The sequence below is a fragment of the Endozoicomonas sp. genome, assembly GCF_965196975.1.
In the GTDB taxonomy this organism is placed as follows: Bacteria; Pseudomonadota; Gammaproteobacteria; order Pseudomonadales; family Endozoicomonadaceae; genus Endozoicomonas.
Genome location: NZ_OZ239981.1, coordinates 4,390,529 through 4,405,088, shown reverse-complemented (window position 1 = coordinate 4,405,088; position 14,560 = coordinate 4,390,529). Strand labels below are relative to the sequence as shown.

General features: G+C 46.6%; 16 protein-coding genes. 7 read left to right on the top strand and 9 right to left on the bottom strand.

Translation table 11 applies throughout. The annotated features are described in order from the left end of the window. Window positions 1-315 precede the first annotated feature (315 nt). The gene (locus ACOCLE_RS19760; RefSeq protein ID WP_419533005.1) at window positions 316-1,359 is read left to right on the top strand and encodes a transposase; all 1,044 of its coding nucleotides are present in this window, start codon (window positions 316-318) and stop codon (window positions 1,357-1,359) included. A 197-nt stretch (window positions 1,360-1,556) separates the two neighbouring features. On the opposite strand, the gene ACOCLE_RS19755 is transcribed toward ACOCLE_RS19760, so the two are convergent. After that, window positions 1,557-2,165 (bottom strand): IS4 family transposase, encoded by a 609-nt coding sequence (locus ACOCLE_RS19755; protein WP_419533919.1) that lies wholly within the window; start codon window positions 2,163-2,165, stop codon window positions 1,557-1,559. 424 nt (window positions 2,166-2,589) lie between these two features. Here ACOCLE_RS19755 and ACOCLE_RS19750 point away from each other — a divergent pair, with 424 nt between their 5' ends. After that, window positions 2,590-3,114: a transposase gene (locus tag ACOCLE_RS19750; RefSeq protein WP_419533918.1), complete on the top strand. Its 525-nt coding sequence runs from the start codon at window positions 2,590-2,592 to the stop codon at window positions 3,112-3,114. Here the strand turns inward: ACOCLE_RS19750 and ACOCLE_RS19745 are convergent. Together ACOCLE_RS19745 and ACOCLE_RS19740 are read right to left on the bottom strand one after the other, a co-directional pair. Continuing rightward, window positions 3,090-4,325 carry a hypothetical protein gene (locus tag ACOCLE_RS19745; RefSeq protein ID WP_419533917.1) on the bottom strand — a complete coding sequence of 412 codons (1,236 nt, stop codon included), beginning with the start codon at window positions 4,323-4,325 and terminating at the stop codon, window positions 3,090-3,092. The genes ACOCLE_RS19750 and ACOCLE_RS19745 overlap by 25 nt on opposite strands. 467 nt (window positions 4,326-4,792) lie before the next feature. Continuing rightward, window positions 4,793-5,836: a transposase gene (locus ACOCLE_RS19740; protein WP_419533005.1), complete on the bottom strand. Its 1,044-nt coding sequence runs from the start codon at window positions 5,834-5,836 to the stop codon at window positions 4,793-4,795. Between the two features lie 119 nt (window positions 5,837-5,955). Here ACOCLE_RS19740 and ACOCLE_RS19735 point away from each other — a divergent pair, with 119 nt between their 5' ends. The 3 genes from ACOCLE_RS19735 to ACOCLE_RS19725 are packed head-to-tail and all read left to right on the top strand — an operon-like array spanning window position 5,956 to window position 7,612. After that, window positions 5,956-6,204, top strand: coding sequence for a hypothetical protein (locus ACOCLE_RS19735; RefSeq protein ID WP_419533916.1), 249 nt, complete (start codon window positions 5,956-5,958; stop codon window positions 6,202-6,204). Further along, on the top strand, window positions 6,122-6,748 hold the full coding sequence (locus ACOCLE_RS19730; RefSeq protein ID WP_419533915.1) for a helix-turn-helix domain-containing protein: 627 nt from the start codon (window positions 6,122-6,124) through the stop codon (window positions 6,746-6,748). The genes ACOCLE_RS19735 and ACOCLE_RS19730 overlap by 83 nt, the downstream gene beginning before the upstream one ends. A gap of 18 nt (window positions 6,749-6,766) precedes the next feature. Further along, window positions 6,767-7,612 carry a VUT family protein gene (locus ACOCLE_RS19725; RefSeq protein WP_419533914.1) on the top strand — a complete coding sequence of 282 codons (846 nt, stop codon included), beginning with the start codon at window positions 6,767-6,769 and terminating at the stop codon, window positions 7,610-7,612. 185 nt (window positions 7,613-7,797) lie between these two features. Here ACOCLE_RS19725 and ACOCLE_RS19720 read toward each other — a convergent pair whose 3' ends face one another. Further along, on the bottom strand, window positions 7,798-8,019 hold the full coding sequence (locus ACOCLE_RS19720; protein WP_419533913.1) for a hypothetical protein: 222 nt from the start codon (window positions 8,017-8,019) through the stop codon (window positions 7,798-7,800). A 165-nt stretch (window positions 8,020-8,184) separates the two neighbouring features. Then, on the bottom strand, window positions 8,185-9,405 hold the full coding sequence (locus ACOCLE_RS19715) for a tyrosine-type recombinase/integrase (protein WP_419533912.1): 1,221 nt from the start codon (window positions 9,403-9,405) through the stop codon (window positions 8,185-8,187). 342 nt (window positions 9,406-9,747) lie between these two features. On the opposite strand from ACOCLE_RS19715, the gene ACOCLE_RS19710 reads away from it, so the two are divergent. Beyond that, window positions 9,748-10,221 (top strand): N-acetyltransferase family protein, encoded by a 474-nt coding sequence (locus ACOCLE_RS19710; protein ID WP_419533911.1) that lies wholly within the window; start codon window positions 9,748-9,750, stop codon window positions 10,219-10,221. Window positions 10,222-10,277: 56 nt separating this feature from the next. Here ACOCLE_RS19710 and mscS read toward each other — a convergent pair whose 3' ends face one another. The 3 genes from mscS to ACOCLE_RS19695 all read right to left on the bottom strand — a co-directional run bounded on the left by mscS (window position 10,278) and on the right by ACOCLE_RS19695 (window position 12,912). Beyond that, window positions 10,278-11,120, bottom strand: a complete 843-nt coding sequence (mscS, locus tag ACOCLE_RS19705; RefSeq protein WP_419533910.1) for a small-conductance mechanosensitive channel MscS — start codon at window positions 11,118-11,120, stop codon at window positions 10,278-10,280. A gap of 144 nt (window positions 11,121-11,264) precedes the next feature. Beyond that, window positions 11,265-12,380: a PilT/PilU family type 4a pilus ATPase gene (locus tag ACOCLE_RS19700; protein WP_419533909.1), complete on the bottom strand. Its 1,116-nt coding sequence runs from the start codon at window positions 12,378-12,380 to the stop codon at window positions 11,265-11,267. A gap of 46 nt (window positions 12,381-12,426) precedes the next feature. Continuing rightward, the gene (locus ACOCLE_RS19695) at window positions 12,427-12,912 is read right to left on the bottom strand and encodes a glutathione peroxidase (protein ID WP_419533908.1); all 486 of its coding nucleotides are present in this window, start codon (window positions 12,910-12,912) and stop codon (window positions 12,427-12,429) included. A gap of 572 nt (window positions 12,913-13,484) precedes the next feature. Here ACOCLE_RS19695 and ACOCLE_RS19690 point away from each other — a divergent pair. Continuing rightward, window positions 13,485-14,240: a type 1 glutamine amidotransferase gene (locus tag ACOCLE_RS19690; protein ID WP_419533907.1), complete on the top strand. Its 756-nt coding sequence runs from the start codon at window positions 13,485-13,487 to the stop codon at window positions 14,238-14,240. Here the strand turns inward: ACOCLE_RS19690 and ACOCLE_RS19685 are convergent. Then, window positions 14,237-14,557, bottom strand: coding sequence for a hypothetical protein (locus ACOCLE_RS19685; RefSeq protein WP_419533906.1), 321 nt, complete (start codon window positions 14,555-14,557; stop codon window positions 14,237-14,239). The genes ACOCLE_RS19690 and ACOCLE_RS19685 overlap by 4 nt on opposite strands. Window positions 14,558-14,560: the final 3 nt, after the last annotated feature.

Genomic DNA, 14,560 nt, shown 5'->3' with positions numbered 1-14,560 from the left:
TCGTTCTGCAAATTGAAGTTTCTATAGATTAAGGGAACATGCTGAATCTTGAAGATGGCTATGTTGTCGTTAGTGGTTGAGATATTCGTAATCTTTTATTCACTGCGCCCCATTATGGGAATTCGAGTATTAAGACCGATTATATTCGACGAAAACAGAAATAACCGGTTTAGCCATTATTCACTAAGCCTGATATTTTTACAGTTTATAAATATCATGGCTCACTGTACACAACAATTTTCATGAAGCTAGGACTTTCGCATTGACAGGCAGCTGTAAAAATTGCTAGATCAGCAAAAAATAGCGGATGTCGTCGTGCGTAGAAAGATAACAAGACCTACAACAGCTGGGTGTGATTTGCCGAAATATACAGGGTTTCTATTGTGTGAGCCGAAATCAGCAACCTGTACTCGCCTTAGTGAGATCGGAGATATGTCACACCACAGCGTTAACCGTTTTCTACAACGTGAAGACTTTGCTCCCAATGACCTTTTCATGGAAGTAGCCGCAAGGCTGATTCTTGATGGGGGCACGCTATCGGTTGATGATACGGTGCTGGATAAGCCGTACAGTAACTACACGGCATTCATCGGCTATCATTACTCGGGCAAGCATCATAAAGCCGTCAAGGGCATTAATCTCATAACGCTCTATTACACCGATATCAAAGGCTATAGCCTTCCTGTCAATTTCCGTATCTATGACTCTGCGGACGGAAAGTCCAAAAATGATTATTTTCTCGAGATGCTGAAAGAAGTACTTGTATGGGGCTTACGACCTGCATTTGTTACGGGGGATTCCTGGTATAGCAGTGCCGCAAACCTGAAGACTGTGAAAAACAACGGTCTGGGTTTTATGTTTGCCGTTAAAAGCAACCGTACTGTTTCTATCCAAAAGGGTGACTACCAACAAGTGCAGAGCCTGGAGATTCCTGAAGAGGGAATAACCGTTTGGCTACGTAATTTTGGTTCTGTGCGTTTGTACCGGACGCGGCTAAAAAACGAGCTGCGCCATTACGTCGTCTACACACCCCATGCTGGATCAGAGGTATCACCACAGGTAGGCTTTAATGAACTTCACCTGCACCATTGGGCGATCGAAGAGTATCACCGGGCGCTGAAACAACTCTGCAGTATTGAGCGCTTTCAGGTGAGAGGAAAGCAGCAGGTCAGGAACCATATTTTTGCCTCTATCTTTGGGTATGCCTGCCTTCAGGCCAAGAAAGTATCTGAATCTCTCAGTAGCATCTATCGCGTTAAGAATGATGCGCTCAAGGATGCTATTTGGGACTTCATTAAGAGCTTCTCTGATGGTAAAGACTGGCTGAGACCATCTTTTATCAGAGCTGTCAATGCGTAAGTTCTAGAAGCCTTCTCCCACCTGACTTCAAATAGCAGCTCCACTGCTCCACATATTTCTTCCAGCCATTTATCAACGTGATGGAGAATTCTGGCAAGATAATCCAGTCCTGTACGGAAGATGGATTGCGCTTTTCGGCCATGACTTTTTAGCTTGACCGGGGTTGCATCGTTTATCCAATCTCCCGTCTTATATGCTCAGCAGAAGGCTAATGCCAAGGCACAGAGCAACTTTGATATTTTATCCCGATCCTTCAGGTGAGTTTCCTCAAGGTTAAAACCTCTGCCTTTCATAGCTTGAAACATGGTTTCTATTTGCAATCTTTGGAGATAATCTTCAATGGCACGCCAAGATTCAGTATTGCAAATGATCACCATTGGATCATTACCTTTTTTAGAGGCCGCAAGATAGACCATTTGCCCCCACACTTTTATTGGCTGTCTGATGGCCATGGTTTCACCGGTTGTCAGTAAAAATATTCTGGTCACCGGTAATAACCGGTTTTGGTGTTTATTGGGGACCAATGTGTTGCAGGGAACCCTGATGCAAAAAGGCCAGTTCCTATGAACCAGAAATTTCAACCAGCGCTTGCCCTTAAACTCCCTGTCCATGAGTAAACGCTGTATCGCTTGTTCAGGAAATATCTTTTGAAATTTCTGTAGCAGCTCAATGCGCTCCGCCGTATTCGAGCACCCCTTCTTGGGCAGGAGCGTCCATAAAATCGGGATAGCCATGCCCTTGTAGTTACTAGCCAGAAACAGGATGTTGATTTTGAAAATCCCAAACATCCAGTTAGTTCGATCCATGCTGAGTTGCCCTTTGCACTAAGGTGCAATCAGGCCAGCGATTATCCTGGCTGTAACAGCGTCCTCAAAAACCACTTCGAGAAAGAATCGCTGAATGCGGCGGTAACAGGATGCAGTCTGTGACTTTCCGGGAAAGGTGGTTGCAAGGTGTGTGAAGTTTACAATCTGCTTTTGCAGCAGACTCAGCACAAGATGGGCGAGGACGCTCAGTCGGCACTTGTTCCAGTTCAGATAGGTTCTACACTGCGTAATGAGTAAGTCGGCAGGTTCCATTGTCGAGAGGAGTTTTGTGGTAAAAACCTCAAGATAGAGGATCCCGCTGACACACTTCTGATTTTTGTCGTGTACAGTGTCCGGACATATTGAAAAGCGTGAGTTTGAATATAAGCGTCACGGGACTTAGGCCCTGCTGGCAGGAATGGATGTGGTAACGGGCAAGATTATTACTTTGGTAAGAGACACCCGGACGGAACAAGATTTTGCAGGCTGGCTTGATAGCATGCTGATGAGTGATCCAACTGCTACAGGTTGGCATTTTGTCATGGATCGTCTGAATACCCATATGTCAGAGGCTGCGTTCAGGGCGGTCGCCAGAATTGAAGGTACAGCAGAAAAAGAGCTGGGAGTTAAAAAGAAATCCGGCATTCTCAAGAACATGAAAACACGGGCTGCTTACTTGAGCGATGTGTCCCACAAGGTGGTGTTCCACTATACCCCGAAGCACGCATCATGGCTGAACCAGATAGAGATATGGTTTTCGATTCTGGTGAGGCGCTTTCTGAAACGAAACAGTTTTACATCGACCGCAGACCTGAAGGCTCGTCTCCAGCAGTTTGTGGACTTCTTCAATGAGAAAATGCCCAAGCCTTTTAAGTGGACAGTATTTTCCAATCCAGAAATGAGCTTAAAGGTAGGTAGTAACACCTATGCTTCAGCTTGTCGTTCATGAACTGATTTAAACAGTGTTTGCCGTGCTCGTTGAAGCTGTTCAGCAGCTTCATTATCGCTCATGGCTTCCGCTTCTGCCTTCAGCTGTTCCAGAGTGATTCCTTCTTTCAGATACTGCTCCGGTTGGTCAAGCGACAGGAATTTCTCATAGGGTGTCATCATGTTTTCATAACGGTAAACCTTCTTTTCCTTCCCTTTCTTATCGATTAGGGTTTCAGGGTAGAAGCAGGGGCGATGGTAGTTGATGTAAGGGTTCAGATACTTCTTATCAAACTCGTTAAACTGCTCCGCATGGTGTTGTGGTATATGTGCATGACCCAGCAGCTTTCTGATCACTGAACCATTCTTGCTTTCAACCAGTGCGTTGTCATTGCTGTGTCTGGATCGGGACTTGGACAAGGCAATATTGAGCTTGTTCAGCAGTGCCGCTACCTGATGATTAATGAACTCTGAGCCATTATCCGAGTGGAATTCCAGCAGCCTGAATGGAAAGCCTGCCAGCAGGCCTTCAAGCACTGGCACCAGGTATCGCTCGCTGATTTTCTCAACGGTGCATACCACTTCGTACTGGGTCACCTCATCAACCGCATTGATGTGATAAAGCCCCTTAACGCCGTCTTTATCGCCCTGGTGTACCGTGTCAACCCGGATATAGCGCGGTCGACCTTGAGGATCAGGCCTGCGACGCACACCAATCGCTCTTTGCGTTGAGCGTGTACTGTTTTTGTTCCCTCTGGTTCGTTCATAGGTCTTGGATTGCCTGAGGTTATAGAGATGAGAAATGGAGATGGTTGCCAGCCGTTCATACCGGCCATCTCCCTGCTGAAATGCTCGTTCACAAATTTTTTTGATGGCAGGCCCACTCAAGTCGCTGTGTAGCCGATCAGTGTGGGCAAGAAGGCGAATATCGGCTTTGGTATATCTTGTCCTGAAGCCATTGTTGGAAGAGTGATGCCGCTTAACAGTGCCTTTATTGGTGTACTGGTTAATAAGCCGGGTTACTTGAGCCGTCGAATAGCCGCTGGCTACGGTCAGGTAACGCCTGATAAGCCCCTTACCCTCTCTACCAAGAGAGCGGTATTTAAAGTGACTGAGGGTTTGCTCTATCCACTGATAGCATTCGTCTTTGGAGTCCCAGCCGGGCTCAAGACAAGCCTCTTGTGACAAGAGGGTTTTCACATCGTCAAGCGTTTTTATGAAGTGGGTGTTCATGATGATTTTCATGTCCTCATCATGAACGACTGTACAGAAAACTACAGGCTCATTTCGTGCTAGAAACAAGCCTGCCCTTCAGGCTCATTTCATATTGGAAGAGACTTGGACTCATAAAAGGTCGGCCATTACAGATATAATACTGTATGGGGGTTAGCGCTTGGCTGCACTAGCCGTGGCCGTTACTTCTTGACGGAAATTTGTCTGACCCATGCCCGTGGTTTTGTGTCGGTTGCACAGGACTCTCTTCCTTCCCCCTATTTCCCTCCTCAAGCTTGAGTGCTCCTTTCATACGGTTTTCTCCTATTTTTGAATAGCTTTTTGCAGTGATGCGGGCAGGTCAAATGCATCCCGGTTGGCGGCTCCATTGTCTGTGAATGTTTATCATGTCTCCGGTCTGTTTAAAAAGTGGTACAAAATTCAGCAAACAGTGTTGAAATCTTCAGGGTGAGTTAATACGATAGAACTTACGCATTGACAGCTCTGATAAAAGATGGTCTCAGCCAGTCTTTACCATCAGAGAAGCTCTTAATGAAGTCCCAAATAGCATCCTTGAGCGCATCATTCTTAACGCGATAGATGCTACTGAGAGATTCAGATACTTTCTTGGCCTGAAGGCAGGCATACCCAAAGATAGAGGCAAAAATATGGTTCCTGACCTGCTGCTTTCCTCTCACCTGAAAGCGCTCAATACTGCAGAGTTGTTTCAGCGCCCGGTGATACTCTTCGATCGCCCAATGGTGCAGGTGAAGTTCATTAAAGCCTACCTGTGGTGATACCTCTGATCCAGCATGGGGTGTGTAGACGACGTAATGGCGCAGCTCGTTTTTTAGCCGCGTCCGGTACAAACGCACAGAACCAAAATTACGTAGCCAAACGGTTATTCCCTCTTCAGGAATCTCCAGGCTCTGCACTTGTTGGTAGTCACCCTTTTGGATAGAAACAGTACGGTTGCTTTTAACGGCAAACATAAAACCCAGACCGTTGTTTTTCACAGTCTTCAGGTTTGCGGCACTGCTATACCAGGAATCCCCCGTAACAAATGCAGGTCGTAAGCCCCATACAAGTACTTCTTTCAGCATCTCGAGAAAATAATCATTTTTGGACTTTCCGTCCGCAGAGTCATAGATACGGAAATTGACAGGAAGGCTATAGCCTTTGATATCGGTGTAATAGAGCGTTATGAGATTAATGCCCTTGACGGCTTTATGATGCTTGCCCGAGTAATGATAGCCGATGAATGCCGTGTAGTTACTGTACGGCTTATCCAGCACCGTATCATCAACCGATAGCGTGCCCCCATCAAGAATCAGCCTTGCGGCTACTTCCATGAAAAGGTCATTGGGAGCAAAGTCTTCACGTTGTAGAAAACGGTTAACGCTGTGGTGTGACATATCTCCGATCTCACTAAGGCGAGTACAGGTTGCTGATTTCGGCTCACACAATAGAAACCCTGTATATTTCGGCAAATCACACCCAGCTGTTGTAGGTCTTGTTATCTTTCTACGCACGACGACATCCGCTATTTTTTGCTGATCTAGCAATTTTTACAGCTGCCTGTCAATGCGAAAGTCCTATACGATAAACATTCGGTAGGTAGTTTTCATAAACGAACTGCAGGACTTTCTACATGGACGTAGATGGCACACCGAACCTTCCTCTGGATCTCAACGAGATGAATCAGTCGCTGACCATCATCGTTACGGAGCTGGATAAACTGGACCGCCGTGGCGAAAAATGGCTGGTCATCGCACTGGATGTTATTCGCTGCCGTTATGGGCAGGAGGGCAGGCACCATGAATCACCCGGAGATGGCCAGACGGCTGCAACAGGCCATGGAGTTGGCAGCCATTTCCAGCGTACCCAAACTGGCCCGTAAAACGGGCATTGACCGGGGGTATCTTTACCGGTTATCCCAGGGCGAAATTCGTACCCCTCATAAGTACCTCGATACCCTGGCGGAAGCCATGGGGGTAAGCCCTCACTGGCTGGGCGCCGGAATTGGTGAACCGTACGACCATGAACGCACGGTTCCCCGGCATCGCCGCTACTTCAGAACGGTAACGGTCGTACCAAACGAAGGCGACAGTTACGATATCGAGGCGGAAGTACCGAATATTTTCAGCAGCCACCGGCATATACCGGTGGAGGAGGAGCGGTATCGGTACCTCTATGTTCCGGAGACCAATGACTATTTTCCGGCCTACACGCTGCTGACGGTAGAGCAGGAATCGCGCCCGGGCCCAGGTTTTTTTGTTGCCTGGATCAACGGGGAGGGGCGAAAGCGACTGGGCAGTTTTGTTGCCCATTACCAGGGAATGGATTGCGTGTATAGCAAAGATCCCGATATGGAGGTGATCGGCAGAGTGAGAAACATGGACTACTGGCAGGCAGAACCCAGTGAGGAGGTGATCAGAAAGTAAAAGGGGTGATGATGGACCATGAACAATAACAACAGGGCTGTTAACACTATGCGATTAATCGATTACGACCCGGAAAAGGATGAGGTGCTGGTCGTCAAGGCCGGTCTGACCACACACCGCAAAATCCGAACCTTCATAGAAACCGGTCAGGTGGATGAATTGAACCGACAGGATCGGGCCAGGCTCCACAAGATGTTGCAAGGCCATCCGTTTGTGTTCACCGATCATTGCACCTTCGGTGGACACTCCTTCTCAGTCTCCTCACAACATACCCTGCTGCGGGTATTGCGCCTGGCGTATATGGCGGTGGTCATTCTCTGCCCCCTGGCGTTTCTCGGGCAGACTGAGTTGCTGGGTGTTATCCTGACTGGCGGATCACTGTTTTTTTCGCTGTCCTTTACGTTTCTGGATTGTATTTCAGAACTCTATGGGTATCGCCGGGCCAGAGGCTTGGTAATCGATGTCTCTGCTGTGCTGATGGTGGTCGGTCTGCTGGGACAGTGGTGGGCTGAATGGATGGGGTTGGACCCGCTGATCAGGGAACTGACCGGTAATTTTATGGCCCTGGGATGTGCCCTGTTTGTGACCGATATGATCAATATCGGGATTTTCCATAAGCTTCGCAAAAAGATGCAGAACCGAGGCTTTGTGATTCGCTCGGCTTTATCGTCTGTGATTGCCATGGTGGTTTTTGCGCCCGTAGGCGGTTTTATTCGCTTTGGTGAATTTTGGCATAATGATGCAGTGAGCGAATTGATCAAGGACACCACGTTGTCAAAGATCATCCTGTCGCTCTGTTTTCTGGTTATCGGCACGGTGATTGTGTATGGAACCCGGCAGTGGCGTCGTGAATACGTGAAGTAGGGCTTCATTATAAACTGGTCGTGTACTCAACAGGCAGAGACCCGAGCGGTAAAGTGGGGCTAAATAGTCGCCGCAAGCCAGAGTCGGGTCAGTCGATCCTTTTGCAATAGGCAATCTGGCCCTGGTGATCTGGTTATCGTCAGCGGCTATTCAATGTCGGGCACACTGACCCGTTCAGACATTGGTTAATCAAGCTGACCGGGCACATCATCGAACGCTTCGATTTGTGGCTGATAGTATTGCCGTTCGATCCATTCCAGTGCCTTCTGAAAGGCCAGCGCACCGTATTTGGCACAGCTGAAACGACGGGTGTGAACGGTCTCCGATGTGTCGCCTTCCTCAAGCTGAAATCGTGCCTGCCAACCGGTTTGCCCATCCCGCAGTGTGTATTTTTCAATTTTTATCATGACTGGTGATGATTCCCTGTGTCGTGGGTTGCAGGTCTGGCGTCAGCCTGTCCTCCTGAAGGTGCGCGATTATTAACCACTTGGAAGGTGTAAGTATTGATACGTATCAATACTTATTGTTGCCACGTTTTGACAGGGGAGTCCATGGTTGAATCGTGTTGCAGATTAATAGCTTTCCAACTCTGATATGGCCATCTGTTTCCGTTCCGGGCTGGTGTGGAGGTATTTGGCGGTGACATCCAATGACTCATGGCCCATGAGCTCCTGGATGGTGACAAGATCCACTCGAAGCTCAGCAAGGCGGGTGCCGAAGGTATGCCGCAACCCATGGAAATCGATTTTGCCGGTCAGTCCAGCCGCTTCCCTGGCTTTATACCAACGGCGGTCAATGTACTTGTGACTGGCTCTCTGGCCAGAGCTATTTGGGAAGACCAGGTCGGTGTGGCCTGTTTGGTCGAGCCAGACTTTGAGTATGCTGGATGAAACATGATTCATCGGAATGTATCGGGTCTGGAGTGATTTGGTGCGTGCTTTCTTTTTTGGGTGGCTGTCGGAATGATCCCCCATACCCACCACGGTAATGACCCCGGACGAGAAATCAATGTCGTTTACTTTAAGGTTGAGCAATTCACCTTTGCGCATGCCGGTGTGGATGGCCACCATGACTAATGGCCGGAGCATATCGGCAAACTTGCCTTCGTACTGGTTATCCAGTTCCCGACGGTACTCGTCGTATTGATCCAGACCGGCCATGAGTTTTTTCTCATAGTCACGGGTCAGGTATTTGATCTTTTTGCTCTTGTCCTCTTTGAGCCGTTTGACTTCGGACATCGGGGTTTTCTCCAGATAGCCAGCCGCGACGGCTTTGGTCAGAATGCCCCGAAGATCGTTCATAATCCGGTTGCCACCCGTGGGGGCGCCGGGGTAATTGTTGAGCCACTTGCTCATATCAAAGGCGGTAATCTGGGACATGGGCTTATCAAGCCACTTTGCGAAATGACGTTTGATGTTTTTCTCGGCTTCGTCCGCCGTTACCTCAGGGGTGACGCTTCTGAAGTCGCCTTCAATAAAAGCCCGCAGGGTATTTTGTCGGTTTTTTTCAATCGCCTTGCGACGCTCTCGTTTTTGTTCCTGCGGGTCGTTACCCGTTGCCACATCCCCAGAAGCTGCTCTTGCCATTGTCCGGGCCTGTTCGACGGTAATCTCCCCATGCTTGCCAAGGGGGTGTTTTCGGTTGGTTCCGGTAACGGGGGATTTGTATTCGTAGTAGAAGTACTTGCCGGTTTTCTTTAACTGGCAGGAGAACCCACGGATCTCATTGTCCCTGAGGGCTTTCTCACCCATTTTTGATACACTGCTTTCAGTGATTTTCTTGATCATCTCCATCAACCCCAATCATTGCTCATTGATTCGGAATAGATTCGGACTCAGTCTGCCGAAACGGTATTGCAACTTTCTGGTATGATCTTACTAATTAGCTCAGAGTGCCAGATATATCAAGGGGTGTAGGGTTGTTCATTATTGGTGATATAGTACCTAATAGCAGGGTTTCTACGACCTTCCCTCTCCATGTGAGAGTAGGTCATCGCCAGGCACCAATTAGAGAACCCCGATAGAGCAATCTGTCGGGGTTTTTGCTATCTGAAATAATACAAATGATTTTCACGCATATTTCAAATATGCTGCCACGACTTCACTTTATTAAATTCATGGACAGGCAGTATATCGATGATAAGAAAAGCCATTGCAAGCGATTGTGAGCAGATAGCGGATATCTACAACAACTATGTCCTGAACACTACTGTTACCTTTGAAGTTGACCCAGTTACTGCTGAAGAGATTGCCGAAAGGCAGGAGAAAGCCCACTGTTTTCTGGTTTATGAGCAGGATGAATGTGTGCTCGGCTATGCCTATGCCTCAAGTTACCATTCACGGACAGCCTATCGTTACACTGCCGAAGGGTCGATTTACCTGAAAAATGGAGCTGAGGGCCGTGGAATGGGTACCTTGTTATATGAAGCGTTATTCAGTGCTGCAAAAGAGCTTGGGATTCGGGAAATGATAGGCGTGATTGCACTGCCTAATAAGAGCAGCGAGGCATTGCATCAGAAGCTGGGATATCGAAAGGTGGGAGTAATGGAGCGCTGTGGTTTTAAGTTTGATCAAGCCATTGATACATCAATCTGGCAGCGTTCATTATGAGAGAGCATGGATAAGTTGTTGTGCAGCACGTAAATACATGCTGCACAGTTTCATTCTCAGGCCGCTGCTTCTTTCTGGATAAGATGAACATCCCTCTGAGGGAATGGAATTTCAATACCTGCTTCATCAAGAGCCATTTTTATATTTTCATGAAGGCTGAAGTATACATCCCAATAGTCGCTGGATTTTGCCCAAGGGCGAACAGCAAAATTTACGGATGAATCTGCCAACGCCAATACACCAATGGTCCATGCAGGGTCTTTAAGGACTTTTTCATTAGATTGAAGCACTTGCTCAATCACGGTTTTGGTTTTTTTAAGGTCAGACGAGTAGCCGACACCAATAACCAGATCAATTCTTCTTTGGCCGGTTCTTGTGTAATTAACAATATTACCGCTTAAAACGTTGTTATTAGGCACAACAACCATTTTGTTGTCGGGTGTAATGAGAACTGTGGTAAAAATCTGTACGGATTCCACAGAGCCTGCGACACCGGAAACTTCAACAAACTCTCCTTTCTTAACCGGACGAAAAATAATCAGTAGTACGCCAGCAGCAAAATTGGACAGTGAGCCTTGCAGAGCAAGACCAATAGCCAGACCTGCGGCACCAATGATCGCGACCAGAGATGCCGTTTGGATACCAACGCGACTAAGTGCTGCTGCAACCACAAATGCCAGTATCAGATACTTGGTCATGTTACTGGTAAAGCTGGCAACAATACCGTCGACCTGCTTTTTCAACATGATTTTATAAAGGGCATTACTGATCATTCGAGCAATCAGAATACCGATAACCAGTGTCAAAAGAGCAGAGACGATATTGACGCAATACTCAATTAACAAGGTTTGATTATTCTGTAGCCAGTCAGTTGACTGGCCTACAAGATCAAGGCTCATGATTGACTCCTTGTATAGGCAATAGGTATGAAAAGATATTTGGAGTGAGAGGATATCAGAAATCTAAAAGTCGTCAGTCGTTTTTTACCACTACGAATTCCAGTAGATGAAACTCGTAGTCACCATACCTTAGAATAGAGAAAATTAGTCTTGGGCAATGGTTAAATCGCCAAAACCATCATCATCACCTCCGTCCTGATGACCATCCATTTTAATCAGCAGGCGCATATTGTTTGATGAGTCAGCATGTTGGATAGCTTGTTGTGTCGAAATTTTTCCAGCTTTGAAAAGTTTAAATATAGACTGATCAATCGTCTGCATACCAGACTCTTTTGAGCGTTCCATTAAATCACTGATTTCATCCACTTTTCCTTTTTTAATAAGCTCTGCCAGAGCCGGTGTGTTTAATAGAATCTCATGAGAAGGGAAGGCAGTAGAACCATCCTCCGAGCCAATCAGCTGTTGCCCCAGTACACCCTGTAAACTTAGCGATAAATCGAGAAGGACTTCTTCATGCTGTTCCTGTGGGAAAAAGTGAATAATTCTTTCCAGGGCCTGGTAAGCGGTATTCGCATGGAGCGTTGCAATACAGAGGTGACCCGTTTGAACAAATTCAATGGTGTGTTTCATGACTTGAGGGGAGCGTATCTCTCCGATAACCACCAGATCTGGTGCCTGACGGAGGGCATTTGACAAGCCCTCTTCATAGGTTTTTGTATCCAGTCCAACTTCACGCTGAGTTACGATGCACTTATTGTGTTTGTGAATAAATTCAATTGGATCCTCAATAGTAATGATATGTCCTTTACCAGCGTTGTTTCTATGATTGACCAGAGATGCCATCGACGTTGTCTTACCTGCTCCTGCTGGTCCGGTAATCAGTATCAGGCCCCGCTCCTTGAGAATAAGGTCGCAAAATACTTCGGGAAGCCCTAGCTCTTGAGGATCGGGGATATGATGGTGGATTCGTCGAATCACCATCCCGGGTTCACCTTTTTGAAAAAAAGCACTAATACGGAAGCGTCCGGATTCTGGGTTCTGAATGGCGTAATTACTTTCTCGGGTATCACGAAAATCCTGGAAGCGCTCTACACCCATTATATTTTCAAATATCTGGTAAGCCTGTTCACTGGCTAGAGAGGCTTTGGCTATGGATACCAGTTGGCCATTGACTTTCAGGCAGGGTGGGTAGCCGACCGTTAGGAATAGCTCGGAGCCATTACGATCAGCCAGTAACGAGAGTGCTTTATTAATATCCACAGTATAAGAGTTTCAAGTTGTTGAGACTCTTAATTTGTCGGCCTGTTCAACTCTCTCTTAATGCCTTGCAGATATCTTCTTGCATATCTTCTGGTTTGGTCGTTGGAGCATAACGATCAATAATCTCGCCCTTACGGCTGACCAGAAACTTGGTAAAGTTCCATTTGATATTCTGTGTTCCCAGTAAGCCTGGTGCCTCTGCTTTCAAGTCTTTGTAGATTGGTGCAGCAGAATCACCATTTACATCAATTTTTTCAAAAACAGGAAAAGTTACCCCATAGTTTTTCTCACAGAAAGCACCAATCTCATTACTGTCCCCAGGCTCCTGCCGGCCAAACTGGTTACAGGGAAAACCCAAAATCACCAGCCCCTGATCCTTATATTTGTTGTATAGCTCTTCAAGGCTCTGATACTGAGGAGTAAAGCCGCATTTACTGGCGGTATTGACGATTAAAATGACCTTATTTTGGTAGTCGGACAGTTCTTTCATTTGCCCATCAAGCAAAGGCATTTTGTACTTCTGTAGTTCCATGGTTGAACCTCGGTATCGGCTCTTCTTCTGATTAGACCAGTGCAGCATAATTTCCATACAAAGGGTATTGATGAACCAATACCGTGCTGCACACTCAATACATTAAATGTCAGCTTATCAATAATGGACAGAATCTGTTCCAGAAACAACAAAAAAACGGCCTGAAAACCAGGCCGTAAAGATGAGGATTTGCGAATCACTGGCATTAGCCAGTTAGTCAGGTCTGAAATTTCGTTCGATGGCAGTCCCTCCATAAGTCAACTGGTTAAAGTGCTTGGGGTGGCTCAACAAAGGCTTGGGGAGAGTCTGATTGAGCCGAGAGTTATTAAATTATTAACCTTAATGAGAATGGTTATCATTCTAGTATCAGGTTCCGTGATAATGCAAGCCTTGAATGCAAAGAAAAATAGTTTTTTGTTAAAACATGATAATGACCCCTTTGAAAGTGATCAGAGTGGGCATTTGTCTTGATAAATCGTATGCCTGATAGACAGGAGGGTATTGCTGACTTCGAGCTGATCAAGGCCATGGCTAATCATGACAGTTCTTGTTGCTGTTATAGACTGTATAAGATGGGTAAGAAAGAACTGCGAACGGAGGCGATGGAATTGAAGAAACGTTTGGGGATCTTATTGTGTGATGAGCACCATCCAGACTCGATTAAGAGGTTCGGAACCTATGATAATGATTACAAGATGATGGTGGATGCTGTAATGAAGGGGCGATGGCAGTATTCAGTATGGCGCTGTTATGAAGGCAGTTTCCCATCAGGCATTGATCAGTGTGATGCATGGATTATCAGTGGCAGTAAATCTGCCGCTTATGATCCAGATTCATGGATTCAGAAACTCAAGGCATTGATTGTAGAGATGGAGAAGAGCGATGCAGTGCTGGTTGGTATTTGTTTTGGTCATCAAGTGATTCATCAGGCCTTGGGAGGTCAGGTCCAAAAGTCCTCTATGGGGTGGGGGGTTGGTGCTTATCCGGTAAGGGCTCTATCAGATTTTGGTAGCTTCAGGTCCGGTGACAATATTCGTGTTTTGGCAGTTCATCAGGATCAGGTCACTAAACTGGCAGGAGGCTTTTCTCTGCTTGCTACCTCAGATTTCTGTGAGAATGCTATTACCAAAAAGGGAGCTTCAATCCTTACCTGGCAGGCGCACCCTGAATTTGTGGATGGTTTTTTTGTGGATATTTGTGCAAGGCTTCGCACAATGGTGGATGATCGATTGATTGATAAGGCTTTGGGTGACGTTGGACTGCCTGATGACCGCTCTCAAGCAGGAGAAGTCATTGTACATTTTCTTGCAGGAAATGGCCTGAGCTAATGTTGAAGCAGTTCAAGCAATGTTAGTTTACCGTAAGGGTCTCTATAGAGCTCTGCCTGGCAGTTTTTGCCGCTACTCATTTGAAAGGTCAGGAAATAACAGGTACCAAGGATATGTTGAACTTTAGCTTCCGTTACTTTGAAAACGGAATCAAGTTGTAGGTCTCTGGTTGCAAACCTTGCCATCTCTAACATCTCAGGGGTTGCCTTGACTGTTTTCCAACTATTTGTATTTTTTTTACTGCTGGTCACTGCATTTCCTGTAAAACAGGCCGTGAGTAGGGCTGTAAATGTGACAATAACAGAAAGTTTTAACATCAC

Bases quoted from the DNA above. Each gene is read 5' to 3' on its own strand.
- ACOCLE_RS19735 (WP_419533916.1), top strand. From the start codon at position 5,956: ATGGACGTAGATGGCACACCGAACCTTCCTCTGGATCTCAACGAGATG.
- ACOCLE_RS19745 (WP_419533917.1), bottom strand. From the start codon at position 4,325: ATGAACACCCACTTCATAAAAACGCTTGACGATGTGAAAACCCTCTTG.
- ACOCLE_RS19725 (WP_419533914.1), top strand. From the start codon at position 6,767: ATGAACAATAACAACAGGGCTGTTAACACTATGCGATTAATCGATTAC.
- ACOCLE_RS19690 (WP_419533907.1), top strand. From the start codon at position 13,485: ATGGGTAAGAAAGAACTGCGAACGGAGGCGATGGAATTGAAGAAACGT.
- ACOCLE_RS19710 (WP_419533911.1), top strand. From the start codon at position 9,748: ATGATAAGAAAAGCCATTGCAAGCGATTGTGAGCAGATAGCGGATATC.
- ACOCLE_RS19715 (WP_419533912.1), bottom strand. From the start codon at position 9,405: ATGGAGATGATCAAGAAAATCACTGAAAGCAGTGTATCAAAAATGGGT.
- ACOCLE_RS19730 (WP_419533915.1), top strand. From the start codon at position 6,122: ATGAATCACCCGGAGATGGCCAGACGGCTGCAACAGGCCATGGAGTTG.
- ACOCLE_RS19720 (WP_419533913.1), bottom strand. From the start codon at position 8,019: ATGATAAAAATTGAAAAATACACACTGCGGGATGGGCAAACCGGTTGG.
- ACOCLE_RS19755 (WP_419533919.1), bottom strand. From the start codon at position 2,165: ATGGATCGAACTAACTGGATGTTTGGGATTTTCAAAATCAACATCCTG.
- mscS (WP_419533910.1), bottom strand. From the start codon at position 11,120: ATGAGCCTTGATCTTGTAGGCCAGTCAACTGACTGGCTACAGAATAAT.
- ACOCLE_RS19685 (WP_419533906.1), bottom strand. From the start codon at position 14,557: ATGTTAAAACTTTCTGTTATTGTCACATTTACAGCCCTACTCACGGCC.
- ACOCLE_RS19695 (WP_419533908.1), bottom strand. From the start codon at position 12,912: ATGGAACTACAGAAGTACAAAATGCCTTTGCTTGATGGGCAAATGAAA.